General features: G+C 54.6%; 21 protein-coding genes and 4 tRNA genes. 7 read left to right on the top strand and 18 right to left on the bottom strand.

Going from position 1 to position 22,697, the window contains the following annotated elements:
* Positions 1 to 5: 5 nt before the first annotated feature.
* Positions 6 to 1,832, bottom strand: a complete 1,827-nt coding sequence (gene recQ, locus G5574_RS13015) for an ATP-dependent DNA helicase RecQ (RefSeq protein WP_164482725.1) — start codon at positions 1,830 to 1,832, stop codon at positions 6 to 8.
* Between the two features lie 23 nt (positions 1,833 to 1,855).
* Positions 1,856 to 2,731 carry a phospholipase A gene (gene pldA / locus G5574_RS13020; protein WP_033737373.1) on the bottom strand — a complete coding sequence of 292 codons (876 nt, stop codon included), beginning with the start codon at positions 2,729 to 2,731 and terminating at the stop codon, positions 1,856 to 1,858.
* 190 nt (positions 2,732 to 2,921) lie between these two features.
* Here pldA and G5574_RS13025 point away from each other — a divergent pair, with 190 nt between their 5' ends.
* The gene (locus tag G5574_RS13025; RefSeq protein WP_164482726.1) at positions 2,922 to 3,392 is read left to right on the top strand and encodes a thioesterase family protein; all 471 of its coding nucleotides are present in this window, start codon (positions 2,922 to 2,924) and stop codon (positions 3,390 to 3,392) included.
* Between the two features lie 53 nt (positions 3,393 to 3,445).
* Here G5574_RS13025 and G5574_RS13030 read toward each other — a convergent pair whose 3' ends face one another.
* On the bottom strand, positions 3,446 to 3,919 hold the full coding sequence (locus G5574_RS13030; RefSeq protein ID WP_006121456.1) for a nuclear transport factor 2 family protein: 474 nt from the start codon (positions 3,917 to 3,919) through the stop codon (positions 3,446 to 3,448).
* A 233-nt stretch (positions 3,920 to 4,152) separates the two neighbouring features.
* On the opposite strand from G5574_RS13030, the gene G5574_RS13035 reads away from it, so the two are divergent.
* Both G5574_RS13035 and rarD read left to right on the top strand, forming a co-directional pair.
* Entirely contained in the window at positions 4,153 to 4,530 is a 378-nt protein-coding gene (locus tag G5574_RS13035) for a winged helix-turn-helix transcriptional regulator (protein WP_164482727.1), read from the top strand.
* A gap of 119 nt (positions 4,531 to 4,649) precedes the next feature.
* Complete coding sequence (gene rarD, locus G5574_RS13040) at positions 4,650 to 5,549, top strand: EamA family transporter RarD (protein WP_054688544.1); 900 nt, start codon at positions 4,650 to 4,652, stop codon at positions 5,547 to 5,549.
* Here the strand turns inward: rarD and G5574_RS13045 are convergent.
* The 10 genes from G5574_RS13045 to G5574_RS13085 form a co-directional block, all read right to left on the bottom strand.
* The gene (locus G5574_RS13045; protein ID WP_033737366.1) at positions 5,520 to 6,572 is read right to left on the bottom strand and encodes an AbrB family transcriptional regulator; all 1,053 of its coding nucleotides are present in this window, start codon (positions 6,570 to 6,572) and stop codon (positions 5,520 to 5,522) included. The two genes, rarD and G5574_RS13045, sit on opposite strands and share 30 nt — an antisense overlap.
* A 97-nt stretch (positions 6,573 to 6,669) precedes the next feature.
* Positions 6,670 to 7,623 (bottom strand): magnesium/cobalt transporter CorA, encoded by a 954-nt coding sequence (gene corA / locus G5574_RS13050; RefSeq protein ID WP_006121454.1) that lies wholly within the window; start codon positions 7,621 to 7,623, stop codon positions 6,670 to 6,672.
* Positions 7,624 to 7,790: 167 nt separating this feature from the next.
* On the bottom strand, positions 7,791 to 7,847 hold the full coding sequence (ysgD, locus tag G5574_RS24025; RefSeq protein WP_349887138.1) for a YsgD/CorL family protein: 57 nt from the start codon (positions 7,845 to 7,847) through the stop codon (positions 7,791 to 7,793).
* A gap of 67 nt (positions 7,848 to 7,914) precedes the next feature.
* The gene (gene uvrD, locus G5574_RS13055; RefSeq protein ID WP_033737363.1) at positions 7,915 to 10,077 is read right to left on the bottom strand and encodes a DNA helicase II; all 2,163 of its coding nucleotides are present in this window, start codon (positions 10,075 to 10,077) and stop codon (positions 7,915 to 7,917) included.
* A 54-nt stretch (positions 10,078 to 10,131) separates the two neighbouring features.
* On the bottom strand, positions 10,132 to 10,848 hold the full coding sequence (yigB, locus tag G5574_RS13060) for a 5-amino-6-(5-phospho-D-ribitylamino)uracil phosphatase YigB (protein WP_033737361.1): 717 nt from the start codon (positions 10,846 to 10,848) through the stop codon (positions 10,132 to 10,134).
* On the bottom strand, positions 10,845 to 11,750 hold the full coding sequence (gene xerC, locus G5574_RS13065; protein WP_033737359.1) for a tyrosine recombinase XerC: 906 nt from the start codon (positions 11,748 to 11,750) through the stop codon (positions 10,845 to 10,847). The genes yigB and xerC overlap by 4 nt, the downstream gene beginning before the upstream one ends.
* Complete coding sequence (locus G5574_RS13070) at positions 11,747 to 12,451, bottom strand: DUF484 domain-containing protein (RefSeq protein WP_006121450.1); 705 nt, start codon at positions 12,449 to 12,451, stop codon at positions 11,747 to 11,749. The genes xerC and G5574_RS13070 overlap by 4 nt, the downstream gene beginning before the upstream one ends.
* Positions 12,448 to 13,272, bottom strand: a complete 825-nt coding sequence (gene dapF / locus G5574_RS13075) for a diaminopimelate epimerase (RefSeq protein WP_033737412.1) — start codon at positions 13,270 to 13,272, stop codon at positions 12,448 to 12,450. The genes G5574_RS13070 and dapF overlap by 4 nt, the downstream gene beginning before the upstream one ends.
* 29 nt (positions 13,273 to 13,301) lie before the next feature.
* Positions 13,302 to 13,511 (bottom strand): LPS translocon maturation chaperone LptM, encoded by a 210-nt coding sequence (gene lptM, locus G5574_RS13080; protein WP_033737356.1) that lies wholly within the window; start codon positions 13,509 to 13,511, stop codon positions 13,302 to 13,304.
* Positions 13,512 to 13,646: 135 nt separating this feature from the next.
* Positions 13,647 to 16,205 (bottom strand): class I adenylate cyclase, encoded by a 2,559-nt coding sequence (locus G5574_RS13085; protein ID WP_164482728.1) that lies wholly within the window; start codon positions 16,203 to 16,205, stop codon positions 13,647 to 13,649.
* A gap of 311 nt (positions 16,206 to 16,516) precedes the next feature.
* Between G5574_RS13085 and hemC the strand changes: the two genes are divergently transcribed.
* The 4 genes from hemC to hemY are packed head-to-tail and all read left to right on the top strand — an operon-like array spanning position 16,517 to position 20,540.
* On the top strand, positions 16,517 to 17,458 hold the full coding sequence (hemC, locus tag G5574_RS13090) for a hydroxymethylbilane synthase (RefSeq protein WP_058708588.1): 942 nt from the start codon (positions 16,517 to 16,519) through the stop codon (positions 17,456 to 17,458).
* Positions 17,455 to 18,183: a uroporphyrinogen-III synthase gene (gene hemD, locus G5574_RS13095; RefSeq protein ID WP_006121445.1), complete on the top strand. Its 729-nt coding sequence runs from the start codon at positions 17,455 to 17,457 to the stop codon at positions 18,181 to 18,183. Before hemC ends, hemD begins: the two co-directional genes overlap by 4 nt.
* A 24-nt stretch (positions 18,184 to 18,207) precedes the next feature.
* The gene (hemX, locus tag G5574_RS13100; protein ID WP_164482729.1) at positions 18,208 to 19,341 is read left to right on the top strand and encodes a uroporphyrinogen-III C-methyltransferase; all 1,134 of its coding nucleotides are present in this window, start codon (positions 18,208 to 18,210) and stop codon (positions 19,339 to 19,341) included.
* Between the two features lie 2 nt (positions 19,342 to 19,343).
* Positions 19,344 to 20,540 carry a protoheme IX biogenesis protein HemY gene (gene hemY / locus G5574_RS13105; RefSeq protein WP_033737352.1) on the top strand — a complete coding sequence of 399 codons (1,197 nt, stop codon included), beginning with the start codon at positions 19,344 to 19,346 and terminating at the stop codon, positions 20,538 to 20,540.
* Positions 20,541 to 21,342: 802 nt separating this feature from the next.
* Here hemY and G5574_RS13110 read toward each other — a convergent pair.
* The 5 genes from G5574_RS13110 to wecG form a co-directional block, all read right to left on the bottom strand.
* Positions 21,343 to 21,419, bottom strand: a tRNA-Pro gene (locus G5574_RS13110).
* A gap of 21 nt (positions 21,420 to 21,440) precedes the next feature.
* A tRNA-Leu gene (locus tag G5574_RS13115) sits at positions 21,441 to 21,527 on the bottom strand.
* Positions 21,528 to 21,543: 16 nt separating this feature from the next.
* A tRNA-His gene (locus G5574_RS13120) sits at positions 21,544 to 21,619 on the bottom strand.
* A 95-nt stretch (positions 21,620 to 21,714) separates the two neighbouring features.
* Positions 21,715 to 21,791: transfer RNA gene (locus G5574_RS13125), tRNA-Arg, on the bottom strand.
* A gap of 157 nt (positions 21,792 to 21,948) precedes the next feature.
* Positions 21,949 to 22,689 (bottom strand): lipopolysaccharide N-acetylmannosaminouronosyltransferase, encoded by a 741-nt coding sequence (gene wecG / locus G5574_RS13130; RefSeq protein WP_006121441.1) that lies wholly within the window; start codon positions 22,687 to 22,689, stop codon positions 21,949 to 21,951.
* Positions 22,690 to 22,697: the final 8 nt, after the last annotated feature.

Raw genomic sequence — 22,697 nt, forward strand, 5'->3', positions numbered from 1 at the left:
CCTCTTTACTCTTCATCAAGATGCTCTTTAATCATCAGCAAAAAGGGCTTACCGAAACGTTCGAGTTTACGGTGACCGACCCCATTCACGCTCAACATGTCTGACGCACTGACCGGCATCTGTTCCGCCATCTCCAGCAATGTGGCGTCGTTAAAGACCACATAGGGTGGAATGTTCTCTTCATCCGCTATCGCCTTACGCAGCTTGCGGAGTTTGGCAAACAGCTTACGGTCATAGTTACCCCCGTAGACTTTTGCCGAACTGCTGCTTTTCGGTCTGGTTGTAATGAGCCGTGGTACCGCCAGCATCAGCGGGACTTCACCGCGCAGCACCGGTCGGGCCGCTTCGGTAAGTTGCAGTGCAGAATGCATGGCAATATTTTGGGTGACTAACCCCAGATGAATTAGCTGACGCAGCACACTCACCCAATGCTCATGGCTGTTCTCTTTACCCAGCCCATAAACCGGCAGCTTGTCGTGACCCTGTTCACGGATACGATGATTGTTCGCGCCGCGCAAAACTTCAACGATGTAACCCATGCCAAAGCGCTGGCCGACACGGTAAATACTCGAAAGCGCTTTCTGGGCTTCAACCAGACCGTCATAGCGCTTAGGCGGATCGAGACAGATATCGCAGTTACCACAAGGTTGCTGCCGCCCTTCACCAAAGTAGTTCAGCAGCACCAGACGGCGACAGGTCTGCGCTTCAGCAAAGGCGTTCATGGCATTCAATTTATGCCGCTCTATGTCCTGCAGCGGGCCGGGCTGTTTCTCTTCGAGACATTTACGTAACCAGGCCATATCTGCAGGATCATAAAGCATCATCGCTTCCGCAGGCAGGCCATCACGACCCGCACGGCCGGTTTCCTGATAGTAGGATTCGATATTGCGGGGAATGTCGAAATGGACCACAAACCGCACATTGGGTTTGTTAATGCCCATGCCAAACGCCACGGTGGCGACCACAATTTGCAGATCGTCGCGCTGAAACGCTTCCTGCACGCGGGCGCGCTGCGCGCTGTCGATACCGGCATGATAGGCACCCACGCTGAGACCGCGGCTCTGCAGGCGCGCGGCCGTGTCCTCAACTTTTGCCCGGCTGTTGCAGTAAATGATGCCGCACTTGCCCCGCTGATCCTGTACGTAACGCAGTAACTGTTCGGTGGGTTTGAATTTTTCCACCAGCGTATAGCGGATATTAGGTCGATCAAAACTGCTGATTTGAATCAGCGGGTCCTGCATATGCAGCAGGTTGACGATATCAAGGCGGGTGGTTTCATCGGCGGTCGCCGTGAGCGCCATAACCGGCAGATCGGGAAAGCGCTGACGCATCTGCCCCAGTGCGCCGTACTCGGGCCGGAAATCGTGTCCCCACTGAGAAATGCAGTGCGCCTCATCCACCGCCAGCATCGCAGGCTGCCAGTGCGCCAGGCTTTCCAGGAAGTTATCCATCATCAGGCGTTCGGGCGCAATATAGAGCAACTTTACGCGTCCGTTTCGGCAGTCCGCCATGACGTTTTGCTGTTGCTCGCGGGTCATGGTCGAATTGAGACACGCCGCCGCAACACCATTTGCCAGCAGTTGATCCACCTGATCTTTCATCAGCGAGATCAAGGGCGAGACGACCAGTGTCAGCCCTTCACGCACCAGCGCGGGGATCTGATAGCAGAGTGATTTCCCGCCGCCGGTTGGCATCACCACCAGGCAGTCTCGCCCATTCAGCGCTTCATTGATAATGGCCTGCTGACCGGGACGAAACTTCTGGTAGCCGAAGGTATCCTGTAATACCTGCTGCGCCAACGCTTCCTGATTAAGAACTGCCGAGGTTGCCACTGTGATCCTGACTTGATGGTTAATTAAAATAAATCGTTGAGTGTTACGCCCACACCGACGCGTGTCTGACGATGGTTGTAGTCAATAAGGGATTCGCCATAGCCGCTAAACAGTTGCGTATAGAAACGAACGTGTTGGGTGATCGGATAACTCCAGCCCAGCGTAGCGCCGCCGTAGCCGCTATTCCAGTTATAGTTGCCTTCAACGCTGAAAATACTGTCGCCCATGGCGTAACCTAACTTCGCACGATAATAACCCATGTATTTGGTGATATCGGGGTTGTCGTCATTATTCGCGCTTTCTGAAATACGGAACCAGGGCTTGATCTCGGCCAGGAAGTTACCGTTCTGCGCCATCAGACGAGTATAAACACGGTTCCAGCTGCGTGAGGTCGGATCGCTGCGGCCGTTAGACTGATGATTCACACCGACCTCAACGTCACGCAGTGTCCAGCCGGCAAACGAGTAATCGGTCGCCCAGCCCAGGAAAATCTGTGGCTCATAGTTCGTCTCGCGGAAAGGCGACGACTCTTTTTTATTGGATAACTGCCACCATGAGCGCTGAGTATAAGACGCCGCTAATACGGAGTTGTCACCGACAATGCCACGCCACAACGGAAATGCCAGGCTGAGCTGGAATTTCACTTCATCTTTACGTGCGTTTTTTGCCCAGTTGTAAGAGGAAATCGCCTCTTTATTTATGTCGCTGGTATAGGTGTAAAGCAGATAATTATTTTCGTAAGGATAAAGCACAAACGGGTTGTCGTGCTGCTCCAGCAGGTTGGCAATGATGCTGCCTCGCACCTGCGGTGCATCGTGAACATGTTTAATTGTGGCTTCGTCCGCCTGCGCCAAAGCAGGAAGTAACATTGCCGCCAGCAAGGCGCGATGCTTACGCATAGGATTCTCCGGTGAAAACTGCGTATTCATAAAAGCGAATGGGTGTTGTAAAAAGCAGGACATTCTACACACAAAAGTGGGTGAACATCAGCGCTGATTTCCTAAACTGGAAACCCTGTCGAGCGAAGCATAGAATAAACATCTTATTAACATCTACAGTTCAATTACCAGCTGTTCAGGACTAAACACCATGTCATCCGTGCTATTGACTCAGCAGGACGCTCGCCGCCTCGTCGGTGAAATTTTTATTTATCACATGCCGTTTAATCAGGCGCTGGGTCTGCAACTGGATCGCCTGGAACCCGATTACGCAGAAATCAGTTTTGCCAACAAAACCATGCTGGTGGGCAATGCCGCCCAGCACATTCTTCATGGTGGTGTAACAGCAGCGGTACTGGATGTCGCCGCGGGCATGGTGTGCGTAAGCCATGCCTTGACACGTGATGAGCAGATAAGTGAAGACGTGCTGCGCCAGCGACTGGCCCGTATGGGGACGATTGATATGCGGGTGGATTATCTCCGTCCCGGACGGGGCGAGCGCTTTATTGCCAGCAGCCGTTTACTGCGTGCCGGCAATAAAGTCTCTGTGGCGCGGGTAGAATTACATAATGAGCAGGGCCTTTACATTGCCACCGCAACCGCGACCTACCTGACCGGTTAAGCGAATCGACGCGTGGCACCGTTCAGGCCCTGCCACACAGTATCCTGACTGCCTCAGAACATCGTATTGGTATTCGCTGAGGTCGCCGGTACGGCCTGAATCACATCCCAGTGCTCGACAATTTTGCCGTTTTTCACGCGGAAAATATCCGTAACAGCCTGACCACGATCGTGTTCACCATTGGTCGAGTGAACATGCAGCCATACCAGATCACCGTCGGTTGCACTGCGAACGATGCGCGCTTTTGACTGTGGGTTTTTGCTGAAAAAATCGCTGAAAAAGTTAACCAGCGGTGCCTTGCCATTCGGCACCCCGGGATTGTGCTGGCGGTAATCGTCCGCCACGACCCGGGCCGCTTCTGTCACCTTGTGCTGATTGAAAAATTGATTATAAAAGTTGATCACCAGCGCACGATTGGCCTCTTCCACGTTAAGATCGCGGCCTTCTTTCGGTTGCACGGCGTACCCAGCGCTCGCTGTCAGGATACCTGCCGTCAGCAGCAGGGTTTTCAGAAAGGTTGCCATCATTTTTCTCCTTGCTCATTCGTTACAGCGCTAACCGCTCCGCGCCAGAGGATTACTTCATACAGGGTGCCGGGCATGGCCCGGACGCGCCATCAGGTTTTGATATCACACCAGGTCACAAAAATAGACTGTTGTCGCTGCGGATGGTACATTCGCGCAAAATGGATAACAAGACGTCACTTTGTGCTGACTCAGTCACATGAAAGTGACTATTACTACGTGCAGGAACCCTTTTCATGTCTGTGTCATCCCCTAACACATTCAGTTATGAACAGCCTTGCCCCATTCGGGATGTACTTGACCGGATTGGCGATAAATGGAGTTTGCTGATTCTTGAGGCGCTGGCCGAGCGCACGCTGCGCTTCAATGAGCTGCACCGCCATATTGGCGATGTCGCTCGTCAGGTGCTGTCACGAACGCTGAAACGACTGGAGGTGGACGGCTATATCCTGCGGACTCTTTATCCGGAAGTGCCGCCACGGGTTGAGTACAGTCTGACAGAGTTAGGTCGTTCTTTTCTTAAACCGATGCAGCAACTGATTGCGTGGGCGGATGACAATCATCAGGCCATTTGTCTTTCCCGCCAGCGTGCCGGTGATCAGGACAAAGCCTGACCCTGCCTGTTGCCAGATCGGGCTACAGACATGACGGGGACTGCGGTAACATTGCGGCCCTCTGTCACGCCGCTTTCTCTCAGTGACTTTTGGTACAGAACGAACTTTCAGGATGATTTATGGATACCCAGCAAACCCGTCAGGGAATAGGTTTTGCGCTTGGCGCTTATTTCATATGGGGCATTGCACCTGCCTACTTCAAATTAGTTAAAGCCGTCCCTGCGACTGAAATCATGACGCACCGGGTAATCTGGTCAGCCTTGTTTATGCTGCTGTTGATTACGCTTAGCCGCAGTTGGGGGCAGGTCAGAAGCGTCGTGCGCCAACCCAAAAAGGTCTTGCTACTGGCGCTGACCGCCGTCACGGTGGGCGGTAACTGGCTGCTGTTTATCTGGGCGGTGAATAACCAGCATATGCTAGAAGCCAGTCTGGGCTATTTTATTAACCCTTTGATTAACGTTGTGTTTGGTATGGTTTTCCTGCGCGAACGTTTTCGTCGCCTGCAGTGGCTGGCTGTGGCGCTCGCTACCGCTGGCGTCCTTTTGCAGCTATGGCAGTTTGGTTCGGTGCCGGTGATTGCATTAGGCCTGGCCTTCAGCTTTGCGTTTTACGGCCTCATGAGGAAGAAAATTCAGGTCGATGCTCAGAGCGGTATGCTGATTGAAACGCTGTGGCTGTTTCCGCTGGCCGCGCTGTATTTATTTGGTTTTGCAGACAGCAGTACCAGCCATCTTACCGCCAATCCCGCCAGCCTGAATCTGTTGCTGATCGCCGCAGGTATTGTGACCACCATTCCGCTGATGTTCTTTGCCGCAGCCTGTGCCCGGCTGCGCCTGTCGACGGTTGGCTTCTTTCAGTATCTTGGCCCAACGCTGATGTTCTTACTGGCGGTGCTGTTTTATGGCGAGACCATCACGCCGGATAAAATGCTGACGTTTGGCTTTATCTGGCTGGCATTGCTAGTCTTCATTCTGGATGCCGTCGTGTTTTCAGCGCGGGGCCGACTGCGCAAAGCGTGACAGAAAACGCGCCATTGCCGGGCCGGTCAGGAGAATGGTGAATAACCGCAGGGTTTGCATCGCCATCACAAACGCCATATCCACTCCGCTTCCGGCCGCAATGATCGCCACGGTGTCCAGGCCACCTGGACTGGTGGCGAGATAGGCGGTCATCAGGTCAATATGGAGTACGCGCGTCAACATCCACGCCAGTCCGCCACACAGCAGCATCAGGCCGAAAATGGACAGCAGCATTTGCGGCAGGGTGCTCAGCGCCAGTTTGAAAATGGGTCGGGTGAAGCGCAGCCCTACACTCCAGCCGATCAGGGCGTACGCCAGGGCAAGCAACCATTCAGGCATCTGAAGCACGGCTGTTCCGGTAGCGTGCAGCGTAGCGCCAATCAGCGCAGGCACCAGCAACGCGCCGGACGGAATGCGTAACCAGGGGCCCAGCCAGGCGCTGCCGATCACCAGGCAAATCGTCAGCGGAAAACCGCTGTTCAGTGCAGGAAACCACACCAGTGATCCCGCATGAGCGCCATCGCCCAGGCCGATGCGAGCCACCATTGCCGCCGCGCCCGCCACAAACAGAACGCGCAGATACTGCATAAAGGCGACCAGACGCACATCCGCGCCGAATTCTCCCGCCATCGCCACCATGGCAGAAGCACCACCAGGTGACGATCCCCACGCGCCGGTCGGGCCGGGAAGCTGACTAAACCGAACCAGCAAAAAGCCCGACACACCGCTGGCCGCCAGAGTCAGCAGCAGTACCGCTACCACGACGGGCCAGTCCTGTAACAGCGGCGTTAAAATGGACGGTGACAGGCTCTGTGCAATCATACAGCCCAGTACCGCCTGCGACAGCAGGAACAGCCGCTTGTGGATGCGCAATGTGGCACCGGATAACCCCATCATCACGCCCACAATCATCGGGCCCAGTAACAGGGCGGCCGGAACATGAAAATACTGGAAGAGTGCGCCAAGTAATACCGATGCGACCAACAACAGTAACCACTGCACGCGCAATGAAAGAGAGGCCATAAAAGTTAATTTTTTGTGAAAATGGAGCAGGTAGATTACGCAGAATTGTGCCAGCAGGCCAGCGAAATGGGCCGGTTGGACCGGCCCTGACAGACGATTACAGCCAGTTCTTGCGTTTGAAATAAAGATAAGGCGCCAGACCGGCAAGCATCATCAGGCAAATCGCACCGGGATAGCCAAAGCTCCATTTTAGTTCAGGCATAAACTCAAAGTTCATGCCGTAGCTGGAGGCCACCAGCGTTGGCGGCAGGAAAACCACGGAAACCACCGAGAAGATCTTGATGATGCGGTTCTGCTCGATATTAATAAAGCCCATCGCCGCCTGCATCAGGAAGTTGACCTTCTGGAACAGGGACTCATTGTGAGGCAGCAGCGATTCGATATCCCGCAGGATTTCGCGCGCCTGCTCCAGTTGATTGCCTGGCAAACGGGCTTTTCGTACCAGGAAGTTAAGCGCTCGCTGCGTATCCATCAGACACAGGCGCACTTTCCAGCCGATATCTTCCAGCTCAGCTAACCGCGACAGCGCCTGATCGTACTCCTCGCCCTGCTGACCTTCCATAATCACGCGGCTAAGCTTTTCCAGCGCGCTATAGATGTTTTCAATCTCATCCGCCAGCTGTTCAATTTTGGTCTCAAACAGGTCGAGTAGCAGCTCGTAAGCGTTACCGTCAATCAACGTCTGGTTGCGGGCTCGCATGCGGTAAAGACGAAAGGCAGGAAGCTCCCGCTCGCGCAGTGTATATAAGCGTCCTTCGCGAATCGTAAAGGCGACCGTCGAGTTGCCGGCATGATCTTCGGCATCTTCAAAAAAGAAAAAGGAGTGGATGTGCAGGCCATCTTCATCTTCGAAGAAACGCGCTGAGGCTTCGATATCTTCCAGCTCAGGGCGCGTGGCCAGGCTCTGCCCCAGCTCGGACTGAACACGGTCGCGCTCGCCTTCCTCAGGCTCGACCAGGTCAACCCACACTGACGTGGTCAGTTTATCGCTTTCTTCTTCCAGTTCCAGACGCGTCAGGCGACTGTTATCAAGTTTAAATGCGCTCAGCATAGCAAGACTCCCCATTGCAGACTTTATGGGACAACGCTGTAAGGCGGTCGGAACAGATAACCGCGAACCTGAACACGGAGAAACGATAAATCAGTGCTGACTCGTGCGACGGATCAAAAAGGGAGGTCGCTGATAACCGCTAAGGCTACCAGCGTAATGAGATAGCCTTAGATGTTATTCCTGAAAACCAGGTTAATGAGCCAGCATCGACTGGGCGTGTCCAAGGCATTGTCCTCTCATGATAATAGTGCGCGCATGTTACGCTGAGACGAAAAAGTCGTCAACCGGCGGCTAGACGGTTTCCAGTTTGGCGTAGGCAGCCACCAGCCACTTGATCCCCTGCCCCTGAAATGCCACCTGAAGGCGGCTGTGTTCCCCGCTACCTTCCAGATTCACGATGGTGCCTTCACCAAACTTCGCGTGACGAACGCGCTGTCCCAGAGAGAACCCCGTGTCGCTTTTGCTGATCGGTGTGCCCATGCGCTGATGGCTGACCGGCCGCGTAACGCTGGCGCGTAACCGGACTTCTTCAATACAGTCTTCGGGCAGCTCACCGATGAATCGCGAGGGGCGATGGTAAACTTCTTTTCCGTACAGACGGCGGGTTTCCGCGTACGTCAGCGTCAGTTTCATCATGGCACGTGTGACGCCAACGTAAGCCAGGCGGCGCTCTTCTTCCAGCCGTCCACCTTCGTCCAGGGCCATCTGGCTGGGGAACATGCCTTCTTCCATGCCGACGATAAATACCTGACTGAACTCCAGCCCTTTCGCAGAGTGCAGCGTCATCAGTTGTACCGCATCCTGCCATTTGTCCGCCTGCCCTTCGCCGGCTTCCAGCGCGGCATGCGACAGGAAGGCCTGAAGCGGCATCAGGTCTTCATCTTCATCCTGATAGCTAAACTGGCGCGTGGCTGTCACCAGCTCCTCAAGGTTTTCGATACGCGCCTGGCCCTTTTCACCCTTTTCCTGCTCGTACATCAGCCACAGACCGGAATCCTTGATGACCCGATCGGTCTGTACGTGCAGTGGCATTTCGGCGGTTTCGCTTGCCAGTGAATCCACCAGCTCACAGAAACGTTGCAGGGCAGAGGCGGCACGGCCGGCGAGCGCGCGTGACTGAAGGAGTTCACGCGTTGCCTGCCATAAGGTGATCTGCTGTTCGCGGGCCGTCTGACGCACCACATCCAGCGTACGATCGCCCACGCCACGTGTGGGCGTATTGACCACGCGCTCGAAGGCCGCATCGTCGTTGCGGTTGGCTATCAGACGCAGATAGGCCAGCGCATCTTTAATTTCCTGGCGCTCGAAGAAGCGCATGCCGCCGTAAATCCGGTAGGGCATACTGGCCTGCAGCAGGGCTTCTTCCAGCACGCGCGACTGGGCGTTACTGCGGTAAAGAATCGCGCAATCGGCCAGCGCATTGCCATTTTCCATCCAGGCTTTAATGCGATTGACGACAAAGCGCGACTCATCCAGCTCGTTGAAGGCGCAGTAAACCGAGACCGGTTCGCCATCGCTGCCATCGGTCCACAGCTCTTTGCCGAGTCGGCCATTATTATTGGCAATCAGGGCGTTAGCGGCTTTCAGAATCGTGTTGGTGGAGCGGTAATTCTGCTCAAGACGAATGGTATCGGCACCGGGAAAATCCGCCAGGAAGCGCTGAATATTTTCAACCTGCGCCCCGCGCCAGCCATAGATGGACTGATCGTCATCACCGACGATAATGACTTTGCTGCTGTCGCCCGCCAGCATACGAATCCAGGCATACTGAATGTTGTTCGTATCCTGAAATTCATCCACCAAAATATTGCTGAAACGCTCACGGTAGTGATTCAGGATAGGGGGCTTGTTTAACCACAGTTCATGGGCCCGCAGCAGCAACTCGGCAAAATCGACCAGCCCGGCACGATCGCAGGCTTCCTGATAGGCCTGATAAATGCGCAGCCAGGTCTGTTCTACCGGGTTGCCATAGCTTTCAATGTGCTTCGGCCGTAAACCTTCATCTTTCTTGCCATTGATGTACCACATGCCCTGACGCGCAGGCCACTGCTTCTCATCCAGATTCATCGCCTTAATCAGGCGTTTGAGCAGACGCAGTTGATCTTCACTGTCGAGGATTTGGAAATCCTGCGGCAGCCCCGCGTCGAGATGATGCGCACGCAGCAGACGGTGCGCAAGGCCGTGAAACGTGCCAATCCACATACCGCCCTGACTGGTGCCGATCAGGTGCTCAATACGGTGACGCATCTCTGCCGCCGCCTTGTTGGTAAAGGTCACCGCCATAATGGAATAAGGTGAACAGTTTTCAACGGACAGCAGCCAGGCGATGCGGTGCACCAGAACGCGTGTTTTTCCACTGCCCGCGCCCGCCAGCACCAGCAGGTTGCTGCGCGGTGCCGCAACGGCAGCACGCTGTTTGTCATTCAACCCGTCGAGCAGTTCAGAAACGTCCATAAGCACCAATAAGTCAGAGAATGCGAAGCATAAGACTGGATAAATTCACAGCCATTATAGCAGCGAGGTCAGTGATGCCAACTGTGAAATTTCAACGTGGGGCAGAAGACGGGCATCGTCAATGTGCATCAGATTCCCCTCACGCAGGTTAATCCAGCAGGCTTGCATGCCATAACGTAACGCGCCTGCCACATCCGTAGTGAGATCGTCACCGACGTGAAGAATACTGCCCGGGGCGATATTCAGGCGTTGCGCGGCAAGGTGATACATATCCTGCCACGGCTTCGCGCGCCCGTCTGGGCCAGCACGCAGTGAAAACTGGAAGTAGGCTGACAGGCCGAGCTTTTCAGGCTGCGCGTTACCATTCGTAATCGCTACCAGCGGGACTTTTTTCGCCAGCGCTTTCAACGTGTCATGGGTTTCCGCCGGCATCGCCACCTGGCTGCGCCAGTGATGGAACACCTCCATGATCTGGGCGGCGCCCGCTGTCGCGTCTGCTGCCGTTAAGCCCGCGTCAGTCATAAGCAGCTCTATCGTACGACGGCGCCATTCTGTCACATCGTGATAAATGTCAGGTTCACGAAGTCGCAGTTGATTGCGCAGCGTCGCCACATCATCCGGCGTCACGTCACGCAGTGCAGGATGAAAAGCCTGCAGAGCGGCATGCGATGCTTCTGTGGTTTTACGTATGACCGGATAGTTGTCATACAGCGTGTCGTCTAAATCAAAGGTGATCGCTTTGATGGCACGCAGCGGGCGATAGAACTTCATTCACTCTTTCCTCGTTTGGCGCGGGGATGCGCAGCATCATACACCGAAGCCAGGTGCTGGAAATCAAGGTGGGTATAAATTTGCGTCGTCGACAGGTTGGCATGACCAAGGAGTTCCTGCACCGCGCGCAGATCGCCACTGGATTCCAGCAGATGGGTTGCAAAGGAGTGACGCAGCTTGTGCGGATGAATATGGCTGTTCACGCCCTGTTTAATGCCCCATTCGGCAAAACGTTTTTGAACATTACGGGCAGAGATGCGCTTGCCCCGGCTGGAGAGAAACAGCGCATCGTCGTCGGCGTTAAAGGCGAGACGGTGCGGCAGCCATTGCTGTATCCAGTTGACCGCCGTGCGTCCAATCGGTACGCGCCGCTCTTTATTGCCTTTTCCTGATACCCAGACTTCTCCCGCCTCAAGATCAACATGGCGGCAGTCCATATTGACCAGTTCGGACAGGCGAAGCCCTCCGCCGTACATCACTTCCAGCATGGTACGATCGCGTATTGCCAGCGGATCGTTAAGATCGATTTCCAGCAGTTGATTAACTTCATCGACGTCGATATTTTTGGGCAGATGGCGGCCATTACGCGGTGTGGCAATGCCTTTCGCCGGGTTGGCGGGCAGCATGTCCTGGCTCACCTGCCAGTCAAGAAAACTGCGTAGCGCCGAAAGCCGTAGCGCCAGACTGCTGGCGGCCAGGCCTGCCCGACGGCTGCGGGCAGCCATACTGCGTACCATGGCGGGATCGAGTTGCGACCATGCGCCGACCTTCATTTCATCGGCGATGCTCACCAACGCCTCTAGCTGGCGCGCATAGCTGCTCAGCGTTAACGGGCTGAGCTGGCGCTCAACCTTCAGGTAGCGCAGAAATCCGTCAACGGCCTCCTGCAGCACGCTGCTCATGCGCGCTCCACCCAACGTTCCAGTAATTCCGGCATCATCTGCGAAAGATGCTGTAGCAGTAAGGTTCCCATGCCCGACTGATAATGCAGGCTGTCGCGACTGCTGAACATGATGATGCCGAGTTCACCCTGTTCGCCCATCAGTGACATGGCCACCGAGCCGATGGCTTTCGCCTGGGGCAGCAGTAGCAGCAGTTCGGGGCCATTAATACTGCCGAGATAGTGCTGTTCATTACCGAAGCGCTGAATGCGCAGCGGTTCAAAGGCCTGGCGCGCCAGGCCAAGCTGCACAAAATCAGAGGGCGCACCCAGCCGCCACTTATCGTTAAACAGGCGGATATTGGCCCCGGCCAGGCCCAGCTCACGCGCCCAGCGATGCAAGCGGTTCAGCATATCCTGCAGTGAACTCGCGGCGGCAAGATGGCTTTGCAGTGCAAGCAGGCGGGCAAAAAGTTGCTGGTTCGCCGTGGCCTGCTCCATCAGCAAGGTGATTTCTTCTTCCAGCCGTTGAATATGGTTGCGCTGGCGCGCCATGTGCCATTCCACCAGCGAAACGCTGCCGCGAACCGGATGCGGTACGGCCATCTGTTCGACCTGGCGCGCATTACGCATAAAGAAATCAGGATGCTGTCGCAGATAATCACTGACGGCCTCATCGTCCAGCAGAGGTGTGTTTTCCACCTGCTCTTCGACATTTTTCATAAGTGAATAAACCCATCGTAGACATGTGTGGCCGGGCCGGTCATAAACAGCGGCTGTCCGGCACCTTTCCAGGCGATGTGTAACGTACCGCCTGGCAAATCAACGCGCACTTTCTGGCTCAGAATCCCCTGCTGAATGCCACAGGCCACCGCCGCACAGGCACCGCTGCCGCACGCCTGCGTTTCGCCCGCACCACGTTCGTAAACACGCAGCCGGATATGTTCAGGGTTGATGATTTCCATAAAGCCAACGTTGACGCGCTCAGGAAAACGCTCGTGGCTTTCCAGTATCGGTCCCAGCAGCTCGACCTGTGCGGTTTTGGTGCTTTCGACCTGAATCACGCAATGGGGATTTCCCATGGAGACGGCACCAAACATGACCGTCTGCTCCGCCACGCGAAGCAGGTACAGGTTTTCAGCCTTGTTAGCGCGGAAAGGCACCTGCTGGGGCTCAAAATTGGGCTCCCCCATATTCACGCGGACCAGCTCGTCGGGCGTAACGCTGAGCACCATTCTGCCCGCCTGGGTGCTGACGCGAATGTCGCTTTTATTGGTCAGGCCTTTCAGCTGGACAAAGCGGGCAAAACAGCGCGCCCCGTTACCGCATTGCGCCACCTCGCTTCCGTCCGCATTGAAAATACGGTAGTGGAAGTCGAGATCGGGATCATAAGGCGGTTCGACGATCAGTAGCTGATCAAAACCCACCCCTAAATGGCGATCGGCCAGCCGGCGGATCAGTTCCGGCGAGAAAAAGACGTTTTGCGTCACAGCATCCACAACCATGAAATCGTTGCCGAGACCGTGCATTTTGGAGAACTGCATTTTTTGCTCCGCCGGATACGCCATAAGAATTATTTCATTTGTGAGCTTGAATCACCGGTCACCAGACCGCCCACATCCGCTTTAGAGGCCTCGGCTTTCTGCTTTTGCGTGGGCGCTGACGTGGGCGCGGCTTGTTTTGGCGTTTCCTGCGGTGGGAAGTAGAGCGGTCCTTTCAATCCACAGCCTGCAAGGCTTGTTAATGCCAGTGTCATTGCTAACAGGCTTATCGCTTTCTTCATTCTTTATGCTCTTCATGTCCTGTGTCCTGGATGCTTATCATCGCAGTTGAAGTTGGAAAAGCAACAGGAAATCCCAGCAATTCACGCAAGCCTTGTGGCAGGCCCTGGCAGAGCGCCACAAGCCTCCGGCAGAACTCAGTGCATCTGATAGCGTGGTTGATAGTCGTTGTTGTCGTTATCGGGCTGTGAGGCGCACAGCGCCGTTAATGTCTGATTCCTGAAGGGAATCACCTGATAACGGTCACCCACATTCACGATTTGGTAAAACTGCGGCAGGTTGAAATTGATAAAGCTAGAGCCGTAGGTAAAACGATCGTGTGACGACGAGTAAAAACGGCTGACATCCCGCACCAGCTCTTCTTTGCTGCCTTCACAGTGGTGATAGACCTCAACGCGGTTACTTTCATCCAGGATATAGATATTGAAACCGCGATCGTCAGTGGTGTCTTCAAAGAAGAACTGAATGATCCCTTCGCTGGCGTAGCCATTGACCACCGGCGGCAAAGGCGTCTGATTGGACTCAACCTTGATCGACAAACCGTGCAGCTTGTTATTGGATATGGCGCCATAGAACTCAACGGCGTTTTCCAGTTTCTGCACCGAAACCCCCATGCGTTCAAAGAACAGTCCCCAGGTCTGGCCGGCCATGCGTAATGCCTTGAACCGGCCCGGCTCCTGACGCGTACTGGAAAGGCGCAGTTCAATACATTCAGACACCAGTTGCTGCACACGGGTACGAATCAAGCCGCGCAAATGCTGGCTATAGCAGAACACCTCCACCGTATCTGGCGGTGAGGCATCCTGATGCATTTTACCCAGGATGGTTTTCAGACCTTCTATCATCGCCTGTTCGCCACTAAAGTGCAGCGTACGCACTTCATTCCATGAGTTACGGTACAGCAGGTCAATGCTGCCAATTAAACATTGCTGCTGCTGGCCAAAGCTGAAGACATCGAGCTTACGGAAATCAAAATGCACCACCTGGTTACGGAACGCCGAGGTCGGATCGTGCTCAAGGTTAACGATGATCGCCAGGTGACGAATTTCACAGGGGCTGTAGAGCGCTTTGGGCGTGGGTGCAGGCAGGCGCAGCGGGAAATGGCTGGAGACATCATCAACCAGCTCCTGCAGGCGCGCCAGATCACACAACTCGTTGCCTTTGATATGCAGACGGGTTTTGCTGGTCAGCAGACCATTGAACCATGCCCAGGCCACCAGCTTATTGAGATAGCGGTTATATTCCAGCGGCTGGTGACTGATGATCGAGCTCATATCCGGTGCCTGATTATACAGATACCAGCCTGGACGATTGGCGCGGCCCGGCGGCACATGAATAAAGGTCAGGTTGGATTCGGACAGGTCGGGGGAAATCTGCGGATTAACCAGCGTCACCTTGCCCGGCAAAGCCTCAAAGGCAGCGTACAATTTACGGGTCAGCACGCCGATATCCTGCGGGCTGGCACTGACGCTTAAATTGTTGCGGCGGGCAAAGCGGATAAGATTGCGATAGCTTTGCATCATGGCATCGAGCAACTCATTATGCGCTTCGCGGACGCGTTCGATTTTCCATTCGGCACGGTTGTCCAGAATGGCGAGCTTTTCATCGTCCCAACCCCAGGATTTCACCAGCTGCGACAGAATTTCACGACGCCAGCCGCTACGTTGCTGATGGTCATCCGTACTGAGTTTTTCGCATACTTTCAGATAGAAGCAGCGGCGTACCAAATCGAGCCGCGGCTGATCGTCGATACTGGTGAGATAATGCGTAACGCGCTCCAGCATCATGCAGTAAGGATCCAGACCGAAACAGACGATCTCGCCATCGTGCAGTCGCTGTTTGATGTCCATCGCCAGCAGTTTAGTGTCCGGGTATTCCCAGCTGTAGGCTTCAAGCAGCAGCGTTTTCAGGACGGCTTTGTAAGGTGAGTCGATACTTTTATACAACTGCCACAGGCTGGCACCAAAATACTCTTCCGCTGACAGGGTACTGAGGCCGCCTAAATCAAGCCACTCGTTGGGCGTGAGCACGCCTTTCGCATAGAGCGACATCACATAGTCATCATAGTGATGCTCTTCTTCGCCCGGCACCATATTCCACAGGATACGTTTACCTGCCATGCGCACGGCTGTGCGGTAGAACTCGTCCAGCAGCAGTATATGCTGAGTGGAACCGCAGTCCTCACCGCCAAGATTCCCGCTTTCGTTATGACGGAAGCGGTTTTCATCGATCAGGAAGAAGCTGACTTCGATGCCCATGGAGGCGCACCATTTTTGCAACAGCGCACATTTGCGCTGCAGATTGAGGCGCTCTTCATTATCCAGCCAGGATTGATGGCACACCCAGATATCCAGATCGGACACGCTGTTTTGTCCAACAGAGGAGGTACTGCCCATCGAGTAAATACCGGTAATGGGCAGTTCGCCTTTTGGCGCGTCAACCAGGGTAAGTTCTTGCTCGCCTGTTAACTCGGCCAGTAGCTGCAGTTGGTTTTCATCAGGCGTGAAGACGTTGATGCCATGTGGAACGTTACCTTTGAGGTAACCCGGCATCAGCGGATGTTGATAATGTAATAAGATCGGCAGCAGACTGTAGACTCGCTGAAAAGCGGGTCCCATTGCAGCCAGCGCGCGATCTACGCGCAGCTGGTTAATTGCATCCAGTCTCTGTTTCAGTGTCTCAATATAGAGGTACAAGACGTTTCGCCTGGTTGTCCTGGAGTTAAGCACCCTGCTTCCGCTCTCTGCCACTTATTATAAAGATGTCGTGCAGATTATTGCTGGAAACGTGATCAATCTATCACTCGCCGGATTGACCGTAAAGAAAGTTACGCTACCGCTATTTTAGCACGGTTTCGTCTGCTTTTCGCACACCCAACGAGCGGCCTGCGATTACTGCCTGATATCTCAGGTTTAATCTGCGGGCGGTTCTTTTCAATCCGTTGAAACTGACAGCCTTCCCTCAACGATGATAGGATATTCGATGAACGATCTAAATGGTTAACGGCATGTTAAACAAAATTTTCAGAATTGCTACACGACAAAGCCCTCTTGCCATGTGGCAAGCACAATATGTACAGCAGCGTTTGATGAGCGCCCATCCGGGTTTGCAGGTTGAACTGGTGCCCATGGTGACCAAAGGCGACATCATCCTGGATACGCCGCTGGCTAAGGTGGGCGGTAAAGGGCTGTTTGTCAAAGAACTTGAGCAGGCGATGCTGGAGAACCGTGCCGATTTGGCCGTGCATTCGATGAAAGATGTGCCCGTAGCGTTCCCGGCAGGCCTGGGCCTGGTCACCATTTGCCAGCGTGATGACCCACGCGACGCCTTTGTCTCAAATCATTACGCGTCGATCGACGATCTTCCTCATGGCGCGGTGATTGGTACGTCCAGCCTGCGCCGTCAGTGTCAGATCAGTGCACGCCGTCCCGACCTGGTCATTCGCTCGCTGCGCGGCAATGTCGGCACGCGGTTAAGTAAGCTTGATGCTGGCGACTATGACGCCATTATCCTTGCCGCCGCCGGCCTTAACCGCCTGGGGCTGGAAGCGCGAATTCGCCAGCCCCTGCCGGCTGAAATTTCACTGCCAGCCGTCGGCCAGGGTGCGGTGGGCATTGAATGCCGCCTGGATGACAGCACCTTAATTGGGTTACTACAGGCACTGAATCATGATGATACGGCTGTCTGTGTCAAAGCTGAGCGCGCCATGAATACCCGTCTGGAAGGCGGCTGTCAGGTACCTATCGGCAGTTTTGCGGTGCTGAATGGTGATGAGCTCTGGCTCCGGGGTCTGGTTGGCGCGCCGGACGGCAGTACCGTTGTAAGCGGCGAGCGCCGCGGGCCACGGTCTCAGGCCGAGCAGATGGGGATCTCGCTGGCCGAAGAACTGCTTAACAACGGCGCGCGTGAAATTCTGCACGACGTTTATCAGGGACAACCCCCCGTATGACGATTCTGGTCACGCGCCCGGAACCCGCAGCGGCAGAGCTGGTCTCCCGACTGCACGCCCAGGGTAAACAGGCGTGGAGCCTGCCCCTGATCGAATTCGCGCCGGGAGCTGACCTGCCCTCATTACCGGCTTCGCTAACCACGCTGCGCCGGGGCGATATGGTCTTTCTGCTCTCGCAGCAGGTTATCCACTATACACAGCATGCTGTCAAAGCATGGCCCGCAGACCTGGACTATTATGCAATTGGTCGCAGTACCGCGTTAGCGTTTCATACAGTGAGTGGCTTACAGGTGACCTGGCCTCATGCACAGGAAACCAGCGAGGCGCTGATCAAGCTGGCCACGTTGCAACAGGTGTCAGGTAAACGCGCGCTTATTCTGCGTGGCAATCAGGGCCGCGAACTGCTGTCAGAAACGTTGACGGCACGGGGCGCGCAGGTCTTCTATGCCGAGTGTTATCAGCGCTGCCAAAAACATTATGACGGTGCAATCGAAGGCCGCCGCTGGCGCGATCGTCATGTTTCTACGCTGGTCGTCACCAGCGGCGAAATGTTGCATCAACTGTATTCGCTGTTCCCCGAGGTTGATCGCGAGGAATGGCTGCTCCGCTGCCGACTGATTGTCGTCAGCGAACGTTTGGCTTCTGTGGCCGCCAATCTTGGTTGGCAGGATATTCACGTAGCCGAAGGTGCCGATAACGATGCGCTACTGCGCGCGTTATGTTGAACTTAACAATGGGATGTGCCAGATATGACGGAACAAAAAGACACCTCCGCCGTGGTTGAAGAAACTACACCAGCGGTTGATCGCGATGCTTCTCTTCAGGAACAACCACCCCGCAAGCAAAAGAACGGCGGCATGGTCCTGGGAGCGGTCGCGATCGTCATCGCTCTGGCGATTGGCGCAGGTTTATACCTGAACGATAAACACCAGGCCGAATTGCAGGCACAAACCAATCAGAGTCTGAGCGAACAGCTTGCCAAGCTACAGCAGCAGGCAAACAGCGATAAACAGCAGCTTTCTCAGCAGCTGAGCACCACAGAAAAAGCGTTAGAGACCGCTCAGGCACAACAGGCGGCTTCTGAGAAAGCGCTGCAGGCGTTGCGCGAAAAGTTAGCCTCCATTTCAGGAAACGACGTGCGCAGCTGGCTGGTGGCTCAGGCAGATTATCTGGTGAAACTGGCGGGTCGTAAGTTGTGGAGCGATCAGGATGTCACCACGGCCGCAGCGTTGCTGAAAAGCGCTGATGCCAGCCTGGCAGATATGAACGATCCCAGTGTCATGAATGTGCGTCGCGCGTTGACGCAGGATATCAGTACGCTTTCGGCTATCTCCCAGGTGGACTACGACGGCATTATCCTGAAACTTAATCAGCTATCAAACAACGTGGATAATTTACGTCTGGCCGACAACGACAGCGATGACGCGCCGATGGACAGCGACAACGGTGAACTTTCTGGCTCTATTCGCGAATGGCGTCAGAACCTGGTGAAGAGCTGGCACAATTTTATGGATGACTTTATTACCATCCGTCGCCGGGACAACACTGCCCAGCCCTTACTGGCCCCGAATCAGGACGTTTACCTTCGCGAAAACATTCGTTCTCGTCTGCTGATCGCGGCCCAGGCCGTGCCGCGTCATCAGGAGGAGATCTACAAGCAGTCGCTGGAAACCGTCTCAACATGGGTGCGTGCCTGGTATGATACGAACGATACCTCGACAAAAGCGTTTCTGGCCCAGTTGGATGAACTTAGCCAGCAAGATATCAATATGGATCTGCCAGACAGTCTGGAAAGCCAGCCGTTGCTTGAACAACTGATGCAAACGCGCGTGCGTAACCTGATGGCACAACCCTCTGCCGCCGCAAACCAGCAGGGAGGCTGATCATGCTTAAGGTATTTATCCTCTTTGTCCTGTTGATTGCAGGGATTGTGCTGGGGCCGATGATTGCCGGCCATCAGGGTTATGTGCTGATCCAGACCGACAACTGGAATGTGGAAACCAGTGTGACCGGCCTTGCCATTATCCTGATTATCAGTTTGTTAGTGATTCTGGCGGTGGAATGGCTGCTGCGTCGCCTGTTTCGGACGGGTGCCCGCACCCGTGGCTGGTTTACCGGGCGCAAGCGCCGTCGTGCACAGCGCCAGACACAAAACGCCCTGCTTAAACTGGCAGAAGGTGATTTCAGGCAGGTAGAAAAGCTGCTGTCCAAAGACGCCGACCATGCTGATGTTCCTGTCGCAAACTATTTGCTCGCGGCAGAAGCGGCTCAGCAACGAGGCGACGAAATGCGGGCTAATCAGCATCTTGAACGGGCGGCTGAACTGGCTGGTAATGATGTTATCCCGGTCGAGATTACCCGAACCCGCATCCAGCTGGCGCGACATGAAGATCACGCTGCCCGCCACAGTATTGATCGTTTACTCGAAGTGGCTCCGCGTCATCCGGAGGTCCTGCGCCTGGCCGAGCAGGCCTATATTCGTACCAGTGCCTGGAGCGCCCTGCTCGATATCCTCCCGTCCATGGAAAAAACGCAGATTGGCAGTGAAGAGCACCGCGCTGCACTGCAACAACAGGCCTGGCTGGGTCTGATGAATCAGGCGATGGCCGATCAGGGCAGTGAGGGATTAAAACGCTGGTGGGGAAATCTGAGCCGTAAAACACGCCATGAGACCTCGTTGCAGGTGGCGATGATTGACCATTTGATTGAGTGTGACGATCACGATACCGCTCAGGAGATTCTGCTGGATGGGCTGAAACGTCATTACGACGATCGTCTTGTCCTGTTGATGCCGCGCCTTAAAAGCGGTAACCCGGAAGCGCTGGAAAAAGCGTTACGTCAGCAAATTAAGCAGCATGGTGCCACGCCTTTACTGCACAGCACACTGGGTCAGTTGCTGATGCGCCATGGAGAATGGCAGCAGGCAGCGGAAGCCCTGCAACAGGCGCTGGCACAGCGCCCCGACGCTTTTGACTACGCCTGGCTGGCGGATGTGTATGATCGTCTGCGCCGTCCGGAAGACGCCGCAAAAATGCGTCGTGAAGGTCTGTTACTGACGCTGAAGAACAATCCCGATGCCTGATCTGTTAAAACCGGGCTCGCCCGGTTTTTTTACGCCCACAGGTTGAGACAAAAAAAAACACCTGCCGAAAGCAGGTGTAAAATCAGGTCGGTTTGACAACCGAGAGGTACCCGACTCAACGTGGTGTCTGTTAATCCTGTAAGGCTTTCGCGATACAGGCAGGCAGACAACAGGTACCCAAAATTGGCTCTGCGTCATTCCCAGGTTTATGTAGCCGAAGCAGACATAAGAGGTGGAATGAGCATCTACGCGTTAATTATTGCATAATTCATGCCAGTTGCGCTTTTTTATTTTTTACTTAATTAAAACAGAGAGTTAGCAATAAATAATTTTATCACTCTTTGCGCGCTGCCTGCGAATTGTCGGGATAATGCGACACAGCGCTCGCTTTACGTCGCAAATAAGCGACACGTAAAGTAAAGGCGCGTCAACTTCATTTAAAACAATGCGTTAAGCGTCTCAATTCTGCGACAACCACTTAATGCCGGTTTCCGCGGAACTACCGTAAGCAAATCAGGCTGGACAAACGAGCAATAGCGCCGCTTACGGCGGAAACGCAAACTAAATTTCTTTCTCACCACACCTGACCAGAAACCGCTCTCACAGATGCACATCGCCCTTTCGGCAAGACGATAAACCTGTTTGTGCAGACCGTTCTGGTGAGAGAAGACTATGCTTCCTGTGCAGGTTTTTGCATTCGCAACGTTGCCTCACTTCGCCCGGCACAAACCGCCTTCGGTGATCTTCACCCTCTTTTGTTCGGACGAAAAAAAACCTGTCTTCTCAGACAGGTTTCTAAAAATGGTCGGCGAGAGAGGATTCGAACCTCCGACCCACTGGTCCCAAACCAGTTGCGCTACCAAGCTGCGCTACTCGCCGATTTTTTTAATTTGTTTTGCCTGGTGCGAAGAGAGGGACTTGAACCCTCACGTCCGTTAAGACACTAACACCTGAAGCTAGCGCGTCTACCAATTCCGCCACCTTCGCGTATCCCAGCAAAATCTGGGGTGGCTAATGGGACTCGAACCCACGACAACTGGAATCACAATCCAGGGCTCTACCAACTGAGCTATAGCCACCACTGTACTGAATGTTGTAAGTCAAACCTACAGCATTTAAATCTTTCTACCTAACGCGGTACTGATACCACCGAAGCTCATACGCACAAACTAAATGGCGCGCCCGACAGGATTCGAACCTGAGACCTCTGCCTCCGGAGGGCAGCGCTCTATCCAGCTGAGCTACGGGCGCGTAGCGCCGTTGCGGATGTGCATACTAGAGATAAGCGCCCATCCTGTCTAGTGCTTTTTAAAGAAAATAGCGCGTTTGATTACGGTTTGTGCATTTCGTCGACAAATAACGCATTTACGCCTGTGCGGACGCGAAATTCTGGCATTAATCAGCGATATCACAGATCGCCACGCCAGTGATAACGCAGGTATTTCACCAGCTTTAACTGCCTGCGCAAGCGACTGGGCTGCACGAGCAAGCGATAGAGCCACTCCAGCCCCAGTTTTTGCCAGAAGACAGGCGCACGCTTTACGTGTCCCGTAAAGACATCGTAGGTGCCGCCTACGCCCATATACAGCGCCTCTGGCCACTGCCTCTGGCAATCCGCCATGAAAAGCTCCTGGCGTGGTGAGCCCATCGCTACCGTCACCAGCTTTGCGCCGCTCGCTGCAATACGGGCACACAGCGCCTCACGTTCAGACGGGACAAAATAACCGTTCTGGGCACCGACGATGTTGACGTTCCACTGACGACGCAGCTTCGCGCACGTTTCATCCAATACCGCCTCACGGCCACCAATCAAAAACACCGGTGTCCCCTCGCGGCCAGCGCGTTGCATTAAGGCTTCCCACAGATCGGCACCCGCGATGCGCTGCACGGAGGCCTGGGGATATTTCTTTCGAATCGACCGTACAATACTGATGCCATCAGGATAATTGAATTCGGCCTGCTGGATTTGGGCGCTCAACGCCGCATCCCGTTCAGCACTCAAAACCTTTTCCGCATTAATGGCCACCAACGTACCTGTACGGATACCGGATGGGGGCATCAAAAAATCGACAAACGCTGTCATGCTGTCGAAACCGTACAGGGTGATACCGCGAATCTCGTAGCGTGGTGTACCGGTGTGCGTACTCATATCTTTAT

This window comes from Pantoea stewartii, from assembly GCF_011044475.1.
Lineage (GTDB): Bacteria > Pseudomonadota > Gammaproteobacteria > Enterobacterales > Enterobacteriaceae > Pantoea > Pantoea stewartii.